The organism is Proteus sp. G2300, from assembly GCF_009915965.1.
GTDB classification, from domain to species: domain Bacteria; phylum Pseudomonadota; class Gammaproteobacteria; order Enterobacterales; family Enterobacteriaceae; genus Proteus; species Proteus vulgaris.
Genome location: NZ_JAABNK010000003.1, coordinates 79,929 through 97,375 on the forward strand (window position 1 = coordinate 79,929; position 17,447 = coordinate 97,375).

Annotated in this window: 14 protein-coding genes; 10 read left to right on the forward strand and 4 right to left on the reverse strand. The window is 38.6% G+C overall.

Going from position 1 to position 17,447, the window contains the following annotated elements:
• Positions 1-44 precede the first annotated feature (44 nt).
• The 3 genes from GWI97_RS00710 (at position 45) to rluA (ending at position 6,193) form a co-directional block, all read left to right on the forward strand.
• A complete protein-coding gene (locus GWI97_RS00710) occupies positions 45-2,396 on the forward strand; it encodes a DNA polymerase II (RefSeq protein WP_373369226.1) in 2,352 nt (783 codons plus the stop codon).
• 184 nt (positions 2,397-2,580) lie between these two features.
• Positions 2,581-5,484, forward strand: coding sequence for an RNA polymerase-associated protein RapA (gene rapA, locus GWI97_RS00715; protein WP_036934104.1), 2,904 nt, complete (start codon positions 2,581-2,583; stop codon positions 5,482-5,484).
• Between the two features lie 55 nt (positions 5,485-5,539).
• A complete protein-coding gene (gene rluA, locus GWI97_RS00720; protein ID WP_036934106.1) occupies positions 5,540-6,193 on the forward strand; it encodes a bifunctional tRNA pseudouridine(32) synthase/23S rRNA pseudouridine(746) synthase RluA in 654 nt (217 codons plus the stop codon).
• A 242-nt stretch (positions 6,194-6,435) separates the two neighbouring features.
• Here the strand turns inward: rluA and djlA are convergent, their stop codons facing one another.
• Together djlA and GWI97_RS00730 are read right to left on the reverse strand one after the other, a co-directional pair.
• The gene (gene djlA / locus GWI97_RS00725; protein ID WP_036934107.1) at positions 6,436-7,236 is read right to left on the reverse strand and encodes a co-chaperone DjlA; all 801 of its coding nucleotides are present in this window, start codon (positions 7,234-7,236) and stop codon (positions 6,436-6,438) included.
• A gap of 272 nt (positions 7,237-7,508) precedes the next feature.
• The gene (locus GWI97_RS00730) at positions 7,509-7,658 is read right to left on the reverse strand and encodes a hypothetical protein (RefSeq protein ID WP_161749761.1); all 150 of its coding nucleotides are present in this window, start codon (positions 7,656-7,658) and stop codon (positions 7,509-7,511) included.
• Between the two features lie 8 nt (positions 7,659-7,666).
• Here GWI97_RS00730 and lptD point away from each other — a divergent pair, with 8 nt between their 5' ends.
• The 6 genes from lptD to apaH are packed head-to-tail and all read left to right on the forward strand — an operon-like array spanning position 7,667 to position 14,447.
• Complete coding sequence (gene lptD / locus GWI97_RS00735) at positions 7,667-10,033, forward strand: LPS assembly protein LptD (protein WP_036934110.1); 2,367 nt, start codon at positions 7,667-7,669, stop codon at positions 10,031-10,033.
• A 50-nt stretch (positions 10,034-10,083) separates the two neighbouring features.
• Entirely contained in the window at positions 10,084-11,421 is a 1,338-nt protein-coding gene (gene surA / locus GWI97_RS00740; RefSeq protein ID WP_072024191.1) for a peptidylprolyl isomerase SurA, read from the forward strand.
• A complete protein-coding gene (pdxA, locus tag GWI97_RS00745) occupies positions 11,411-12,409 on the forward strand; it encodes a 4-hydroxythreonine-4-phosphate dehydrogenase PdxA (protein WP_036934116.1) in 999 nt (332 codons plus the stop codon). Before surA ends, pdxA begins: the two co-directional genes overlap by 11 nt.
• Complete coding sequence (gene rsmA, locus GWI97_RS00750) at positions 12,402-13,220, forward strand: 16S rRNA (adenine(1518)-N(6)/adenine(1519)-N(6))-dimethyltransferase RsmA (protein ID WP_036934119.1); 819 nt, start codon at positions 12,402-12,404, stop codon at positions 13,218-13,220. The genes pdxA and rsmA overlap by 8 nt, the downstream gene beginning before the upstream one ends.
• 25 nt (positions 13,221-13,245) lie before the next feature.
• Positions 13,246-13,623 (forward strand): Co2+/Mg2+ efflux protein ApaG, encoded by a 378-nt coding sequence (gene apaG, locus GWI97_RS00755; RefSeq protein ID WP_036934121.1) that lies wholly within the window; start codon positions 13,246-13,248, stop codon positions 13,621-13,623.
• A 2-nt stretch (positions 13,624-13,625) separates the two neighbouring features.
• Entirely contained in the window at positions 13,626-14,447 is an 822-nt protein-coding gene (apaH, locus tag GWI97_RS00760; RefSeq protein ID WP_036934124.1) for a bis(5'-nucleosyl)-tetraphosphatase (symmetrical) ApaH, read from the forward strand.
• Between the two features lie 435 nt (positions 14,448-14,882).
• Here the strand turns inward: apaH and folA are convergent, their stop codons facing one another.
• Positions 14,883-15,368: a type 3 dihydrofolate reductase gene (gene folA / locus GWI97_RS00765; RefSeq protein ID WP_036934126.1), complete on the reverse strand. Its 486-nt coding sequence runs from the start codon at positions 15,366-15,368 to the stop codon at positions 14,883-14,885.
• Positions 15,369-15,543: 175 nt separating this feature from the next.
• On the opposite strand from folA, the gene GWI97_RS00770 reads away from it, so the two are divergent.
• The gene (locus GWI97_RS00770) at positions 15,544-16,158 is read left to right on the forward strand and encodes a LysE family translocator (protein WP_036934129.1); all 615 of its coding nucleotides are present in this window, start codon (positions 15,544-15,546) and stop codon (positions 16,156-16,158) included.
• Between the two features lie 46 nt (positions 16,159-16,204).
• Here the strand turns inward: GWI97_RS00770 and GWI97_RS00775 are convergent, their stop codons facing one another.
• Positions 16,205-17,347 carry a hypothetical protein gene (locus tag GWI97_RS00775; RefSeq protein WP_161709989.1) on the reverse strand — a complete coding sequence of 381 codons (1,143 nt, stop codon included), beginning with the start codon at positions 17,345-17,347 and terminating at the stop codon, positions 16,205-16,207.
• Positions 17,348-17,447: the final 100 nt, after the last annotated feature.

Consider the following 17,447-nt stretch of genomic DNA (forward strand, 5'->3'; position numbering starts at 1 on the left):
AAATGCATCTTTAGCGAATTTTTTGTGTTTATTAGGTGTTCATGATGGGTCATACCGAACAAGGCTTTATTCTTACCCGCCATTGGAGCGACACCCCAAAAGGTATTGTCGTCTCCTATTGGCTTGCAACGGATAATGGTCCTCGTAAAGTCACTGTTCCTATACAACACGCTATTGGTTTTGTTGCTCGCCAACATGAAACCATTTTACGTTCTCTCATTAATAAAAATCCTGATATTGAAATTCGTCCTCTTGATTTAAAAGACTTTGAAAGACAGCCTGTTTTTGGTGTCTACTGCAAACAATACCGACAACTCGCTCAACTTGAACAACAACTTAAAGAGCACCAGATTCGCCTTTATGAAGCCGATATACGCCCTCATGAACGTTACATGATGGAGCGTTTTATCACCGCACCAATTTGGTTTCGTTACCAACAAAACAATACCGTGACATTAAAACCTGCACCAGATTATCGTCCTACACTGCGAACGGTATCTTTAGATATTGAAACCAGTGAATATGGTGAACTTTACTCTATTGGCCTTGCGGGTTGTGGCGATAATGTCGTATTTATGCTGACCGATGATTTACCTATAGGGCATGAAAGCCAGCAATTCAAAGATTATCGATTATGTTATGTCAGTAGTCGATTACGTTTAATTGACAAACTTAATGAGTGGATACAGCATTACGATCCCGATGCTATTATTGGCTGGAATTTAATTCAATTCGATTTACGTATTTTACATACCCATGCTCAACGCTATGGTGCAAGCCTGTTACTTGGCCGTCAAAACAGCCCACTAGAGTGGCGAGAGCATGGATTTAAAAAAGGACATTTTTTTGCCTCTGCACAAGGCCGTTTAATTATTGATGGTATTGAGGCACTGAAAATGGCCACATGGAATTTTCCCTCATTCAGCCTAGAATCAGTCGCGCAAACACTGTTGGGTGAAGGTAAAGCCATTGACACACCTTATGCCAGAATGGATGAAATTAATCGCCGTTTTAAAGAAGATAAGCCCGCATTAGCCTACTATAACTGGCAAGATTGTGTCTTAGTTAACCGTATCTTTGATGCCACATCTCTTATGGCATTCTTATTAGAAAGAGCTTGTGTCACGGGGCTTTCTGTTGATAGAAGTGGTGGCTCTGTGGCCGCGTTTACACACCTTTACCTCCCTTCTATGCATCGCATTGGATATGTCGCGCCTAATCAAGGTGAAAAACCAGAAGAGCATAGCCCTGGAGGCTTTGTTATGGACTCTGCTCCCGGTTTATATGATTCAGTTGTTGTACTTGATTACAAAAGCCTTTACCCCTCCATTATTCGTACCTTTTTAATTGATCCAGTAGGAATGATTGAAGGAACACATCAACCCGATGAAAAACGGGCTATCCCCGGGTTTCGCCAAGCGTGGTTTTCACGGGAGCAACACTGTTTACCTGCTATTGTGTCGCAAATTTGGCACGAAAGAGATAACGCAAAGTTACATAAAAATGCCCCACTTTCTCAAGCTCTCAAAATTATTATGAATGCTTTCTATGGTGTTTTAGGCTCGGTGGGATGTCGTTTTTTTGATCCTCGTTTAGCTTCTTCAATTACCTTACGCGGTCATGAAATTATGAAAAAAACTCGGGAGTTAATTGAAGCTAAAGGCTATCAAGTTATTTATGGTGATACAGACTCTACTTTTGTTTGGCTTAAATCGCCACACACTGAACAACAAGCACAACAAATTGGGCATCAGCTAGTACAAGACGTTAACCAATGGTGGAAAACACACCTTTTTGAAACTTACCAACTTGATTGCAAATTAGAGCTTGAATATGAAACACATTATCGTCGTTTTTTAATGCCAACCGTTCGAGGTATGGAAACGGGAAGTAAAAAACGTTATGCGGGGTTAAGCAATGATAAAATGATATTTAAAGGATTAGAAACCGTTAGAACAGATTGGACTCCCCTCGCCCAAAAATTTCAACAAGAACTTTATACGCGGATTTTTCATCAACAACCGTACCAGCAGTTTATTCGTGATTATGTCGCAGATACGCTTGCGGGAAAATATGATGATAGATTAGTCTATCGTAAACGGTTACGTCGAAAATTATCAGAATATCAGCAACACGTCCCTCCTCATGTCAAAGCAGCGCGTAAAGCTGATGAATATAATTTATCCAAAAATAGACCTCAACAATATCAGCAAGGCGGTTGGATTAGTTATATAATTACTCTCCTGGGACCTGAACCATTAGAGCACATGACCGCTGCACCTGATTACGAACACTATATCAATAAGCAGTTAATGCCGATTGCAGATGCTATCCTGCCTTTTATACAAGATGATTTCTCAACCTTGTTAAATGGACAAATGACACTCTCATTTTAAGATGTGTCATTTTGCAGGTGACGGTTTGCTTTGCATCTATTAACATAACGCCCCTTTGGTGATAATTAACTTTTCTTTTTTAGAGAACAGACACTTTTTATCCCACAAATTTTAATGACAACACCGCAATACTGCATTCATTAATAATTCCTAAATTATATATTTGAGAGCTGAGTTTATATATATGCCTTTTACTCTTGGTCAACGTTGGATTAGCGATACAGAAAGCGAGCTTGGACTGGGTACTGTTGTGGCCGTTGATGCCCGCATGGTCACCTTACTTTTTCCTGCCTGTGGCGAAAACCGCCTTTACTCCCGTCATGATGCACCAATAACACGGGTGATGTTCAATGCAGGAGACACTGTCACCAGTCACGAAGGTTGGAAACTCGCCATCGATAACGTTGTAGAAGATAATGGCCTTCTTATCTACCATGGTGTCCGTCTAGACACCGAAGAACCAGCACAATTACGTGAAGTGTTCTTAGATAACAAACTCACTTTTAATAAACCGCAAGATCGCCTCTTTGCAGGCCAAATAGATCGTATGGATCGCTTTGCATTGCGCTACCGCGCACGTAAATTCTTAAGCGAACAGTTTAAGCAAGCGCAAAGCGGTTTACGTGGTATTCGCGCAAGCCTTATTCCTCATCAGCTTTATATCGCCAATGAAGTCGGTAAGCGCCATAATCCTCGCGTTTTATTAGCGGATGAAGTGGGCCTGGGTAAAACTATTGAGGCAGGGATGATTATCCACCAGCAACTAATGGATGGTCGTGCAGAACGTGTGTTAATTATCGTGCCTGAAAGCTTACAACATCAATGGTTAGTTGAAATGTTACGCCGTTTCAATCTGCGTTTTTCACTATTTGATGATAGCCGTTATAGCGAATCCTTATTAGATAGCGATAACCCATTTGAAACTGAACAGATGATTATCTGCTCTTTAGATTTTGTGCGTAAAAACAAACAACGTTTTGAACACCTCGTTGAAGCAACATGGGATATGCTGGTTGTCGATGAGGCGCATCACCTTGTGTGGAGCGAAGATGCTCCAAGTCGTGAATACCAAGTAATCGAAGAATTAGCCGAATCTATTCCTTCTGTATTGCTATTAACCGCAACCCCAGAACAGTTAGGTCAAGAGAGTCACTTCGCCCGTTTACGTCTGCTTGATCCAAGTCGTTTCCATGACTACAACGAATTTATTAATGAGCAACAAAAATATCGCCCTGTTGCCGACGCCGTTACTATTTTACTCTCAGAAGATGATTTAAATACTGAACAACAAAATATCATTAGCGAAATGATTAGTGAGCAAGATGTTGAGCCATTACTAAAAGCGGCAAATACACAAGGCGAAGAACGCACTAAATCACGCCAAGAGCTTATTCATATGTTAATGGACAGACACGGAACGGGCCGTCTGTTATTCCGTAATACTCGCTCTGGTGTTAAAGGTTTCCCTAATCGCTTACTTCATGCGATTAAAATGCCTCTGCCAACACAATATCAAACAGCGATTAAAGTTGCTGAAATTATGGCTGCGAAAAAGAGTCTCGAAGTTCGTGCTAAAGAGATGCTCTATCCTGAACGTATTTACCAAGAATTCGAAGGTGAAAACGCAACATGGTGGAACTTTGACCCTCGTGTTGAATGGTTGCTCAACTTCTTAACTGCAAATCGTAATGAAAAAGTACTAGTTATTTGTGCTCAGGCGGCAACAGCCTTGCAATTAGAGCAAGTTTTACGCGAGCGTGAAGCTATTCGAGCTGCCGTATTCCATGAAGGAATGTCTTTACTTGAACGCGATCGTGCTGCAGCTTATTTCGCATCTGAAGAAGAAGGTGCACAAGTTCTATTATGTTCTGAAATCGGCTCTGAAGGACGTAACTTCCAGTTTGCGAACCAACTGGTTATGTTTGATCTACCATTTAACCCTGATTTATTAGAACAACGTATTGGTCGTCTTGATCGTATTGGTCAAAATCGTGACATCGATATCAGTGTTCCTTATCTTGAAGGCACAGCTCAATCAGTCTTGTTGCGTTGGTATCACGAAGGATTAGACGCCTTTGAACATACTTGCCCTACTGGCCGTACTATTTACGACAGTAAATATAATGCATTAGTTAATTATCTTGCTCAACCTAATGAATTAGCTGACTTTGACGAGTTTATTGCTACATGTCGTCAACAGCATGATGAAATGAAACTTAAACTTGAGCAAGGCCGTGACCGCCTATTAGAAATGCACTCTAATGGTGGCGAAGTGGGCGTTGAATTAGCGGGTGAAATTGCAGCACAAGATAACGATCCTGAATTAGTGAATTTTGCACTGAACTTATTTGATATCGTCGGTATTAATCAAGAAGATCGCAGTGATAGCTTAATTATTTTAACACCATCTGACCATATGTTAGTCCCTGATTTCCCAGGATTACCACAAGATGGTTGCACTATCACATTTGATAGAGAGCAAGCGCTATCTCGTGAAGATACCCAATTTATTAGCTGGGAACACCCCATTATCCGTAATGGTCTAGATTTGATCCTGTCCGGCGATACTGGTAGCTGTGCAGTGTCTTTATTAAAAAATAAAGCATTGCCAGTGGGAACACTGTTAGTTGAACTGATTTATGTCGTAGAAGCTCAAGCGCCTAAACATCTGCATTTAAGTCGTTTCTTACCGGCAACACCAGTGCGCTTATTACTTGATCTAAAAGGTAATAACTTAGCCTCTCAAGTTGAGTTTGAAAGTTTTAACCGCCAATTAAATGCGGTTAACCGCCATACTTCTAGCAAACTGGTCAATGCGGTACAAAGCGAAGTACACCATGTACTCAAAGCCTCTGAACCGTTAATGGAAGTCGAAGCGAAAGGGCTTATTCAAAAAGCGAAAGAAGAAGCTGATCGCGTATTAACACATGAATTATCACGCCTAGAGGCTTTACGCGCTGTAAACCCGAACATTCGTGATGATGAAGTTGAAGCAATTGAAAATGAACGCACCCATATTCTTAATCATTTAGATGAAGCAAACTGGCGTTTAGATTCAATTCGTTTAATTGTTGTTACCCACCAATAATCAATGTTAAAGCGGGGGGTATTTTACTCCCCGTTGTTTTGATGAGATATCCACTATGATGGAAGTGTATAACCCGCCAACCGATCCTTGGTTACATGTTTTATATCAAGATGAGCATATTATTGCTGTCAATAAACCCAGCGGATTACTGTCAGTACCAGGTAAAGCACCAGAGCATAACGACAGTATTATGTCGCGCATTAAGACAGAGTTTCCTAATGCCGAATGTGTGCATCGTTTAGATATGGCAACCAGTGGGGTCATTGTTGTTGCGTTAAACAAAGAGGCAGAACGTGAACTAAAACGTCAGTTTCGTGAGCGTGAACCGAAAAAAACCTATATTGCTCGCGTATGGGGACACCTCGAAAAAGAAGAAGGATTAGTTGATTTACCTTTGATTTGTGATTGGCCCAATCGACCAAAACAAAAAGTCTGTCATGAAACAGGGAAAGCAGCACAAACTTTTTATGAAGTACTGGAGTATGAAGAGAATGCAACAAGAGTAAAACTCTCGCCAATTACGGGGCGTTCACATCAATTGCGGGTACACATGTTAGCGTTGGGGCATCCTATTTTAGGGGATCGCTTTTATGCATATCCGCAGGCAAAAGCGATGGCACCTCGCCTGCAGTTACATGCTCAGGAATTATTTATTACGCATCCTGCTTTTCGATCCCCGATACATTTTGAATGCCTTGCCGATTTTTAATGTCTTATGACACTAAAACAGTCACTGAACTCAATGAAGCAAGGAGCAGGCAAAGCGCTAATCCCATAACCCCAACAAGAACACGGACGTTTGACATGGATATAGTTCCTTTTTTAAGAGAAGAGAGAATGAAATAATTAATTTCACTTATATTTTACCGTGATAAATAATAAACTCAACTCAACCTAAGTTATCTCTATCACGAAATAATTCTCTCTTTTCTCATCTTTATTTACAAGATGTTAACGAAATCCTTTTTCTTTCTTAATCAAATCATAAGCAACTTGTATAGACTGTGCTTTTTGTTTTGCAATTTCCATCATTTCCGGTGGTAAACCTTTTGCAACAAGTTTATCTGGATGATGTTCTCCCATTAATTTTCTATAAGCTCTTTTTATGGTTTTAACATCATCGCTCTCATTAACACCAAGTACCTTACATGCGTCAGAGAGTGTTGGGCCTTGAGGTTGAGGCTGATAGCCCTGCCTATTTTGATAATGAAAATTTTGGCCAGCCTGCATCATTGCTAATATATGTTCAAAATGTGCCCGCGAAAAACCCAACTCATCAATAATGATAAACAGCATTTTTCTTTCATTCGGATGCAATTGACCATCGGCAAAAGCAGCTTGTAACTGAATTTCCAGAAACATCTGAAGCAAGTCTCTACGCCCCGCACAAATTTGTCGAACACGTTGTAAAGTCGCTCTTAAGGGAAAATCGGGTGATTTACCTTCTCTGAAAGCTTGTTGAGCAGCTTGACGTCCAACTCCATGCAAATTCATCCGATCCATCAATTCAGTTGCAAGCGAAATATCTGTTTGAGTGACTCGCCCTTTTGATTTTGTCAGGTGTCCTAAAACTTGAAAGGTTGCAGCAAAGAAAAACGCTTGTCTATCACGTGTATAGCGCCCACCACTTCCTAATTTACCTCGTTGCATGTCATAGAGATGCCCAAGAAAAACACCAATAACAATGCCCCAGAAGCCTACCCCCGCAAAACTCCCGATGATAAGGCCTAATAATTTTCCCCAATAGCGCATAGACTCCTCAAATCTTCAATGCTCTGCCTGCAATTTTGCATTATCATACTATTCATTTGCTTACACACCTAACACCAAGCGACGTCTAAATAGACTTTTTCTTAAAATGAAGAGATTTACTGTTTCTCTTTGGACTGAGGTAATGCTGTTTTCGTTTAAATTGTGTTAAAGTAAAATGAGTGACCAAACGAATAACTTTAGCGTTGTTATACAGCACGAAATACCGCATCAGCGCGGTGTTTTTTTGTTTCTAATAAGGCTATAACCCTATTTCAACACAGAAACATCGAAAAAATGAGGCTTATGCCTGTTTTTCGGTTACCGTTAGAACAATGTTCAGAACGTTGGGCTGGTGTCGCATAACTCCCTGCGTTAGTTTCTGGCTGTTTATCAGCATGAAGCCACTGATGACGGAAGCACATAAATACTTATGAAAAAAAGTTATCCCACACTGCTGGCCACCTTAGTTTGGGCCACAATATACGGTCAGCCCGCCTATGCTGACCTTGCCTCCCAATGTTTACTGGGAGTTCCCGTTTATAACAAACCATTAGTACAAGGCGATCCTAATAGCTTGCCCGTCACTATCACTGCAAATGATATGCAAGGTGAATATCCTCGCATGATCAAATATAAAGGTGATGTTGATATTAAACAGGGGAACCAAACCTTAAGTGCAGACAGTGTTGAACTGACACAAACTGAGGGAGAAACACCATTAAGAATGGTGACAGCTACGGGCAATGTCTCTTATGATGATCCTCAAATCATCTTAAAAGGCCCTCGTGCTTGGTCTAATCTTAATAATAAAGATACGGATATTGAACAAGGTGATTACCAGATGGTTGGTCGCCAAGGCCGTGGTTACGCCGATAAGATGCAAATGCGTGGCGAGAACCGCTATACCATTATGGATAAAGGGATGTTCACCTCATGTTTACCTGGCGATGATAGCTGGAGCGTTGTCGGTTCTGAGGTTATTTTAGACCGTGAAGAACAAGTTGCTGAAATTTGGAATGCACGCTTTCGCGTCGCTAATGTCCCTATTTTCTACAGCCCTTACCTTCAATTGCCTATCGGTGATAAACGTCGTTCTGGTTTCTTAATACCAAACGGGAGCTATTCCCGTAGTTCAGGTTTTGATTTCCAACTCCCTTACTATTGGAATATCGCTCCTAATTATGATGCCACTATTACAACCAACTATATCAGCCGTCGTGGTTTAAAATTAGATAACGAATTTCGTTATTTAACAACGCCGGGGCGCGGTACCATCGCTGTAGATTGGATTAATCACGATAGCCAATACAATAAAGATAAAGCAGAAAATAAAGCTGGCTATCTTCCTCGTGATACCGCTACACGTTGGTTATTCTATTGGGGTCATAGTGGTGTGATGAACAATGTGTGGCGATTTAATATCGATTACACCAAAGTCAGTGACAATAAGTATTTCACTGACTTTACCTCACAATATGGTAATACCACTGATGGTTATGCTACTCAGAAATTTAGTACAGGTTATGCACAACAAAATTGGAATGCGACCTTAACCACTAAGCAGTTCCAAATCTTCTCTGATAATAAAGATGCAAGAGCTTATCGTGCAGAGCCACAGCTTGATCTCAATTATTATAAGAATGATGTAGGACCATTTGATTTTCGGACTTACGCTCAATTTGTGCGTTTTACTAGTGTGGGGGAGAATACCCCCGAAGCGAATCGTTTCCATATTGAGCCAACAATTTCACTCCCAGCCTCTACAGGATGGGCAAGCTTTAATAATGAGTTGAAAATCATGGCAACTCATTATGATCAAGACATTCCAGATGGTTATAAAGCCAAACCCAATAATCAAAAATTAGATGACAGTGTTAATCGTGTATTGCCACAGTTTAAATCTGATATGAAAGTGGTCTTTGAGCGTCAATATCAAACCAAAGATATTACTCAAACCCTTGAGCCACGAGTGCAATATCTTTATGTTCCTTATAAAGATCAGTCTAATATCAATAACTTTGACTCCGCGTTATTACAGTCAAACTATGGCGGACTTTTCCGCGACAGAATGTATGGTGGCTTAGACCGTATTGCGTCTGCAAACCAATTAACAACCGGTATAACTTCGCGTTTTTATGATAGCGAATTAGTTGAACGTTTTAACGTTTCTGTGGGTCAAATCTACTTCTTTGAACGTCCGAAAACAGGTTCATCAAACGAAATCATCAATAGCAAAGATGAAACAGGTTCAATGGTATGGGCTGGTGATGCCTACTGGCGGATCACTGATACCGTGGGTATGCGTGGTGGTTTACAATATGACCGTCGTTTAGGTAGCGTATCGATGGGTGATGCAATTATGGAATATCGCGCCGATAGTGATCATCTACTACAGTTGAGCTATCGTTATGTTGATCGTGATTATATCCAAGCAACACGTGTTCGCCCTTATGATGGAAAAATGAACCCTCTACCTGAATACCAAAAAGGTATTTCACAAGTGGGTGTTGTAGGCAGTTGGCCATTAGCAGAACGTTGGGGCCTTGTGGGTGCCTATTACTTTGATACTAAAGAGTCCGAACCTGTTAGCCAGATGGTTGGTTTACAATATAACACCTGTTGTTGGGCGGTAAATGTAGGTTATGAACGAAAAATTGTTGGCTGGAAAGTTGACCACAGCGATATTGATAATAAATGGTCTATCAATGTGGAACTCAGAGGCCTAAGTAACAATCATAGTTTGGGTAGCCAGAAAATGCTTGAACGCGGTATCTTACCTTATCAAAGAGCATTCTGATTTAATCAGACTACGGAATTGGCTGAATAAATATGTCAACCCGCAATAAGATGCGGAAAATACATAATGGGAAACTTATGAAAAATTGGAAAACGCTGTTTATCGGCTTAATGATCACGGTCGGTGCAGCTACCAGCTCAACAACGTTTGCTGCACAAGAATTAAACCGTGTATCGGCTATCGTCAATAACGGTGTCGTTCTAGAAAGTGACGTCAATAGAATGCTACAGACTGTCAAAATGAACGCAAAAAATGCCGGACAGGAAATGCCTGATGAGCAAGTTCTTCGCCAACAAATTCTAGAGCGTTTGGTAATGGATAACATCATTTTGCAAATGGCACAACAAATGCAAATTGATATTCCTGATGCAGCAGTGGAATCTACTATTCAAGGTATTGCTGCTGAAAATAAAATTTCACTTGATCAACTGAAAAAGCGTCTCGCTGCTGATGGTATTTCTTACAACGATTATCGCCAAGATATTCGTAAAGAAATGATGCTAGCAGAAGTACGCAACAATGAAGTTCGTCGCCGTATTACTATCTTGCCTCAAGAAGTTGATTCTCTTGCTAAGCAAATTGAAGATCAAGCAAGCCAAAGTATTGACCTGAATCTGAGCCATATCTTAATTCCATTATCTGAAAATCCAGCGCCCTCAGAAATAGAAAAAGCGAAGCAAGTGATCGCTCGGATTATGAATCAACTAAAAAATGGTGCTGATTTTGGTAAGTTAGCTGCAACTTATTCTGCTGATCCACAAGCATTAAATGGCGGTAATATGGGTTGGGCATCTATTGATGAATTACCAACACTATTTGCTAAAGAATTAGCAAATGCACAAAAAGGTCAAATCGTAGGACCTCTACACTCTGGTGTCGGTTTACACATTATCAAGGTAAACGATATTCGAGGCGCATCAAATACACTCTCTGTTACCGAAGTTAAAAGTCGTCATATTCTGCTAAAAAGCTCTCCAATCATGAATGATGAGCAAGCCTATGCCAAACTACAGCAGATCTCTGCCGATATTCGTAGTGGAAAAATAAGCTTTGCTGATGCAGCAAAAGAGTACTCTGAAGATCCAGGTTCAGCACTACGTGGCGGTGAGTTAGGATGGTCAATGCCTGATGTTTACGATCCCGCATTCCGTGATGCGTTAATGCGCTTAAATAAAAATGAATTAAGCCAACCTGTTCGCTCAAACTTTGGCTGGCATTTAATTGAATTAGAAGACACGCGTAGTGTTGATAAAACTGATGCTGCAAATAAAGAACAAGCATACCGTTTACTCTTCAATCGTAAGTTTAATGAAGAAGTGCAAAATTGGATGCAAGAGCTACGTGTAGGGGCTTATGTGAAAATAATGAACGAGAATAATGCAAACTAAGCAAATAAAACCACTTGTTATCACCCCCGGCGAACCAGCCGGGGTTGGTCCTGATCTGATTATCTCATTAGCACAAATGAGTTGGGATTTACCTTGGGTTGTTTGTGCTGATCCTCAGTTACTTAAAACAAGAGCAGAATTATTAAATCTGCCTCTTTCATTAGTTGAATACAATCCAGACAAGCCACCTCAAGCACACACACCTAGTCAAATTTGTGTACTCCCTATCGCACTTCACTCTAATGTCATTCCAAGTACATTAGATACGCGCAATGGATTATACGTTGTAGACACATTAGCTCGTGCTTGTGATGGTTGCCTAAACGGTGAATTTTCAGCACTCGTGACGGGACCGGTTCATAAAGGTATTATCAATGATGCAGGTGTGCATTTTACAGGACACACCGAATTTTTTGCTGATCGGAGCCACTGCGAACGTGTTGTCATGATGCTGGCAACAGATACTTTAAGAGTCGCACTTGCAACGACACATTTGCCTTTACGTGATGTGGCGGATGCAATTACAGGTGAGCTACTGCATGAAATTATCACCATTTTAAACCACGATTTAAAAACAAAATTTGGTATAGCAGAACCTCAAATTTACGTTTGTGGTCTTAATCCTCATGCAGGAGAAAGCGGTCATATGGGACGTGAGGAAATTGACATTATTGAGCCTGCGTTAACACAATTACGTCAGCAAGGTATTTGTCTCCATGGGCCTTATCCTGCTGATACCCTTTTTCAGCCTAAATATTTAACACATGCTGATGCTGTATTAGCGATGTATCACGATCAGGGATTACCTGTGCTAAAATATGAAGGTTTTGGTCGTGCCGTGAATATCACTCTTGGCCTTCCTTTTATCCGTACTTCTGTTGATCATGGCACCGCCCTTGAGCTTGCAGGTACGAAAAGCGCAGATGCTGGCAGTTTTTGCACCGCATTAAATTTAGCCATTAATATGATACAAAATTGTAATGAATAATAGAGTCCATCAGGGGCACTTTGCCCGTAAACGCTTCGGGCAGAACTTTTTAACAGACAGCTATATTATTGAAAGTATTGTTGAATCTATTTATCCACAACCCGGCGAGGCTATTGTTGAAATTGGCCCCGGTTTAGGTGCTATCACAGAACCCGTTGGCGCCAGAATGGATAAAATGACAGTCGTTGAAATCGACCGTGATTTAGCTGCTCGTTTAGAAGTTCATCCTACATTAAAAGACAAGCTGACCATCATTCAGCAAGATGCAATGACGATTGATTTTGCACAATTAGCAAAAGAACGTCAGCAGCCTCTGCGTGTCTTTGGTAACTTGCCTTATAATATTTCGACACCACTTATGTTCCATCTTTTCAGTTTTGCCGACGCAATTTCTGATATGACCTTTATGTTGCAAAAAGAAGTAGTTAATCGCCTTGTTGCAGGTCATGGTAGCAAAACTTACGGTCGCTTAAGTGTAATGGCGCAATATTATTGCCAAATCATTCCTGTACTTGAAGTTCCACCAACTTCATTTAAACCGGCCCCCAAAGTTGATTCAGCGGTTGTTCGCTTGATCCCTTATAAAGAAAAACCTTATCCAGTTACGGATATTGCGATGCTAAGCCGTATTACTTCACAAGCCTTCAACCAACGTCGAAAAACATTACGTAACAGTTTAGGTGGATTGCTAACAGCGGAAGATATGGTGGCACTAGGTATCGACCCGACTGCTCGCGCAGAAAATATTTCTGTTGAGCAATATTGTAAAGTAGCAAACTGGTTATCGCAAAAGCAAGAGACACAAGCATAAGATAAAGCCAGAGACAGGAGGCATTATGTTCACCTCATCAAAAGTGGCGATACAAGTACAAAGTGTTTACATTGAAAGCCAATCATCTCCCGAAGATGAACGCTATGTATTTGCTTATACTGTATCAATTCATAATTTGAATAAATGTGCAATTCGCCTCCTGCGCCGTTACTGGTTAATTACTAATGCACTAGGTAATACGACGGAGGTTCGAGGTGAAGGTGTTGTCGGTGAGCAACCATTAATTGAACCAGGTACTCACTACCGTTATACCAGTGGTGCTGTTCTTGAAACACCGATGGGAACAATGGAAGGCCATTATGAAATGATTGATACTGACGGGCGATTATTTCAAATCGAGATCCCTGTTTTCCGCCTTGCACTTCCAACATTGATAAATTAATTATGGCAACTTATTTAATTGGTGATATTCACGGGTGTTACTATGAACTGCGCCACCTTCTGGATAAAGTGAGTTTTGATCCTACAAAAGACACATTGTGGTTAACGGGTGATCTTGTTGCTCGAGGCCCTCATTCACTTGAAGTGCTACGTTTTGTAAAAAGCTTAGGCTCGTCTTTAAAGCTTGTTTTAGGTAATCATGATCTTCATCTTCTAGGTGTATTTGCAAAAATAAGTCGAAATAAACCAAGAGATAAACTTAATGAATTACTCAGTGCCCCAGATGCCGATGAATTAATTAATTGGTTAAGACGCCAACCAATACTACAAGTCGATGAAGAAAAGAAAATGATTATGGCGCATGCTGGGATCACACCGCAGTGGGATTTAGAAACCGCTAAGATGTGTGCCCGTGAAGTGGAAGCCATTTTAAGCAGTGATAGTTATCCTTTATTCATTAACTCAATGTATGGCGATCTCCCCAATAATTGGTCATCAGAACTCACAGGTTTAGCACGACTACGCTTTAGTACCAATGCATTCACTCGAATGCGCTACTGTTTTCCTAATGGTCAGTTGGATATGATTTGTAAAGACAAACCATTAGAAGCCCCTGCACCATTAAAACCTTGGTTTGATTTACCGAGTCAGCTTCCTGAAGGTTATAGCATTATTTTTGGCCATTGGGCCTCTCTTGAAGGAAAAGGCACCCCTGATAATGTATATGCTCTCGATACAGGGTGTTGCTGGGGAGGAAACCTCACTTGCTTGCGCTGGGAAGATAAACAATATTTCACTCAAGCTAGTCTATCTGCACCTAAGTAACCCTTTTCATTATCTTCATTTCAAGCGCAAGAAATAAATGCTCTATTTTTGCGCTTTGCCATTCTGCTTTATTTCTTTTTACCTAATTTACTTTTTTTGATACTAAAGAGAACATTTTTCATACAAAAACGAACAACACAAAAAAAGACAAGAATAAAACCTTATTAATCAATAAATTATTTTTTTTCGACAATAAATAAGTAGGAAAAATTACAATATTAAGAATAAAAAATCTCTATATTGATTAATATCTCATATATTATCCTTATAAAATGAGTTTATTAAAATATAAATAATGATTACCTTTAAATAATGTTTTTTTATAAATAAAATTCTTAGTTAGAATAATAAATCTTATTTCTTATAATTCTTATATTAATAAGATAGGAATAATAAAAAGGGAGATATTTAATCTCCCTTTTTATTTAATTCTTGTTATTTTCTTCTTTTTAATATTTCGAAGCAGTAGTTATGAGAATTGTTTTCATCTGCTTCATGATATTCCATAAAGGTAGAATCCCATTCATCAGGCTCATAATCAGGGAATGTTGTATCACCAATTACTTCAGCATCGATGTGTGTTAGATAAAGTGTATTAGCCATAGGTAAAAATTGCTCATACACTTTACCACCACCGATTACCATAATTTCATCATAATTTTCAGCAGCTTGTAAAGCTTCGTCTACAGACTTAACCCAAACAACGTCACTATCTGTTCCTGGTTGGCTACTTAAAACAATATTAAGACGATTTGGTAGAGGACGTCCAATAGATTCATAAGTCACCCGGCCCATAATAACGGGTTTATTTAACGTATTCTTTTTAAACCATGCGAGGTCACCTGGTAATGTCCAAGGCATTGCCTTTTCCATACCAATAATGCGATCCATCGCTAATGCTGCGATTAAACTAATATTCATTTACACACCTACGGGTAAAGATGGGAAAAAAACTGCTCACACTATACGTAAAGCTAAAACCTGAGTCGATACAAATTATGCTTCCTTGATAATAAATAATTGCTTTATACTCGAAGTGTTAACTTAATCATATAAGATTCAATCATTATAATATTGTTATATACAAGGCGCTATTATGCTTGAAACTTCTTTAGTCGTTTTTACAATAGCTTTACTTGGCATGATCTCACCAGGTCCTGACTTTTTTCTCGTTGTAAAAAATGCGGCACGTTATCAACGATCTGCAGCAATGATGACAGCAATGGGCATTGTGGCGGCATTGCTTGTACATATGTCATATTGTGTTGCAGGTATTGCTGTTCTGATTACAACAACACCTTGGCTCTTTTCTATTTTGAAATATGCAGGTGCCATCTACTTACTATGGATTGGTTTTCAGAGCTTACTCTCAAAATCTAATCATTCGATTAATGAAAAAACTGATAAACATTCACAAGTCAGTTTTAAGAAAGCCTTTATGCAAGGTTTTCTCTGTAATTTGCTTAATCCTAAAGCAACCTTGTTCTTTCTTGCCGTTTTCACTCAAGTATTAAGTGTTGATTCCAGCATCGGCGAAAAGTTGTGGTATGCCTTTATTATTTGGGGATTAGCCGTCGTTTACTGGCCATTATTGGTTTTATTAATTCAAAGCGCACCAGTAAGAAAAGTGCTTAACAGAGTCCAAAAAAGCATTGATAAAGTACTGGGTGTGGTACTGATTGGATTAGGCATTAAAGTGGCATTGAGTTAAATAAAAAATCCTCTTTAATAATATTTATTAAAGAGGAATAACCTATTTATACAAAATTGAAACTCCAATCATTATCACTCTTTAAATAATCAATAACATCCAATAAAACCCTTTCATTCTCAAGATAATTAGAATTGTTTTTCATTTTATTTAAAATTACCTCATAATTATCTCTAATAATATTGGCAATATTATTTTTCATTTCATCACTGTTTTTATTCTTACTAAATAAATTTTTCATCTTTCTATTATACTCAGATATAAAACATTCATCCCCTGCTGTTTTTTCTTCCTCTTTAACAATATTATCGTATTCTAATAATCCCGAATTAAGCATATTATCTATAAATTTATTGACGCATTCATTATTTTTCAATTTATTTGTTAACAGGTTTAATATATATTTTCTAAAACTACTATTATTATAATTTCCAACATTATACTTGACTGCTTTATCAATAAAACACTTAGTTATATTGATAATAAAATTTTTCTCCATCTCCATCGAGTAAATATCATGCATTGTATTAACTAAATACATTATTGAATTATCTATTTTATTATATTTTTTTCCATCAAGCTCCTTACAAGCATAATCTATTGCAGTATCAATATACTGCCTATAATTAAAGTTAATATAATTTAGCATACTAGCGCATTCTGAACTATGTCTACTCAACTGTTCAAATTTTTCTCTTTGATAATTATTAATCACATCCAGAGAGATGCTCATTATAGTAATAAAGTCTCCTTTCGTTTTAGATTTTTCATAGAGATAATTTTGTATTAGTTTTTTAGCATTATCATGACAATCATTTTTTATTGCCGTATTTAAACTTAAAAAAAACGAATCTAATGATGCTCTCTTAAAACTAATAAAATCAGAGTTTATTAATCTACAATTCTTATATTTTATCTTTTCACCTCCAGCAAAAAGAGTGAATAAATCATTTACCTTAACATGTTGATGTTTATCTAACAAAAAAGTTAAATCAGTTTTTAAATTAAATATTTTCTTTATAAAAAAAGATATCTTAGATGAAAAGCTTTTATTTTCCATTCCTACATAAAAACAACTAAAACTGTTTAACACACTATTAATTTCATTTTTTATTTTATATTTTTCTTTTTGAATTACATCGATATTTTTTATCGAGTTAGCTTGAAAACTAATAGACTTCACATTCATAATGACTCCTTATTTCATAGTCAAACAATCCTTTATTTTCCTACTTTTTCATACAAAAAAAGACCCTTATCACTAAGGGCCTTTTATAGAAAACAACCTA

What these genes read in the sequence shown, in the direction of transcription:
- pdxA (WP_036934116.1), top strand. Translation starts at nt 11,411, where the DNA reads ATGCAAACTAAGCAAATAAAACCACTTGTTATCACCCCCGGCGAACCA.
- djlA (WP_036934107.1), bottom strand. Translation starts at nt 7,236, where the DNA reads ATGCGCTATTGGGGAAAATTATTAGGCCTTATCATCGGGAGTTTTGCG.
- GWI97_RS00730 (WP_161749761.1), bottom strand. Translation starts at nt 7,658, where the DNA reads ATGTGCTTCCGTCATCAGTGGCTTCATGCTGATAAACAGCCAGAAACT.
- apaH (WP_036934124.1), top strand. Translation starts at nt 13,626, where the DNA reads ATGGCAACTTATTTAATTGGTGATATTCACGGGTGTTACTATGAACTG.
- GWI97_RS00710 (WP_373369226.1), top strand. Translation starts at nt 45, where the DNA reads ATGGGTCATACCGAACAAGGCTTTATTCTTACCCGCCATTGGAGCGAC.
- rapA (WP_036934104.1), top strand. Translation starts at nt 2,581, where the DNA reads ATGCCTTTTACTCTTGGTCAACGTTGGATTAGCGATACAGAAAGCGAG.
- GWI97_RS00770 (WP_036934129.1), top strand. Translation starts at nt 15,544, where the DNA reads ATGCTTGAAACTTCTTTAGTCGTTTTTACAATAGCTTTACTTGGCATG.
- lptD (WP_036934110.1), top strand. Translation starts at nt 7,667, where the DNA reads ATGAAAAAAAGTTATCCCACACTGCTGGCCACCTTAGTTTGGGCCACA.
- GWI97_RS00775 (WP_161709989.1), bottom strand. Translation starts at nt 17,347, where the DNA reads ATGAATGTGAAGTCTATTAGTTTTCAAGCTAACTCGATAAAAAATATC.
- folA (WP_036934126.1), bottom strand. Translation starts at nt 15,368, where the DNA reads ATGAATATTAGTTTAATCGCAGCATTAGCGATGGATCGCATTATTGGT.
- rsmA (WP_036934119.1), top strand. Translation starts at nt 12,402, where the DNA reads ATGAATAATAGAGTCCATCAGGGGCACTTTGCCCGTAAACGCTTCGGG.
- surA (WP_072024191.1), top strand. Translation starts at nt 10,084, where the DNA reads ATGCGGAAAATACATAATGGGAAACTTATGAAAAATTGGAAAACGCTG.
- rluA (WP_036934106.1), top strand. Translation starts at nt 5,540, where the DNA reads ATGATGGAAGTGTATAACCCGCCAACCGATCCTTGGTTACATGTTTTA.
- apaG (WP_036934121.1), top strand. Translation starts at nt 13,246, where the DNA reads ATGTTCACCTCATCAAAAGTGGCGATACAAGTACAAAGTGTTTACATT.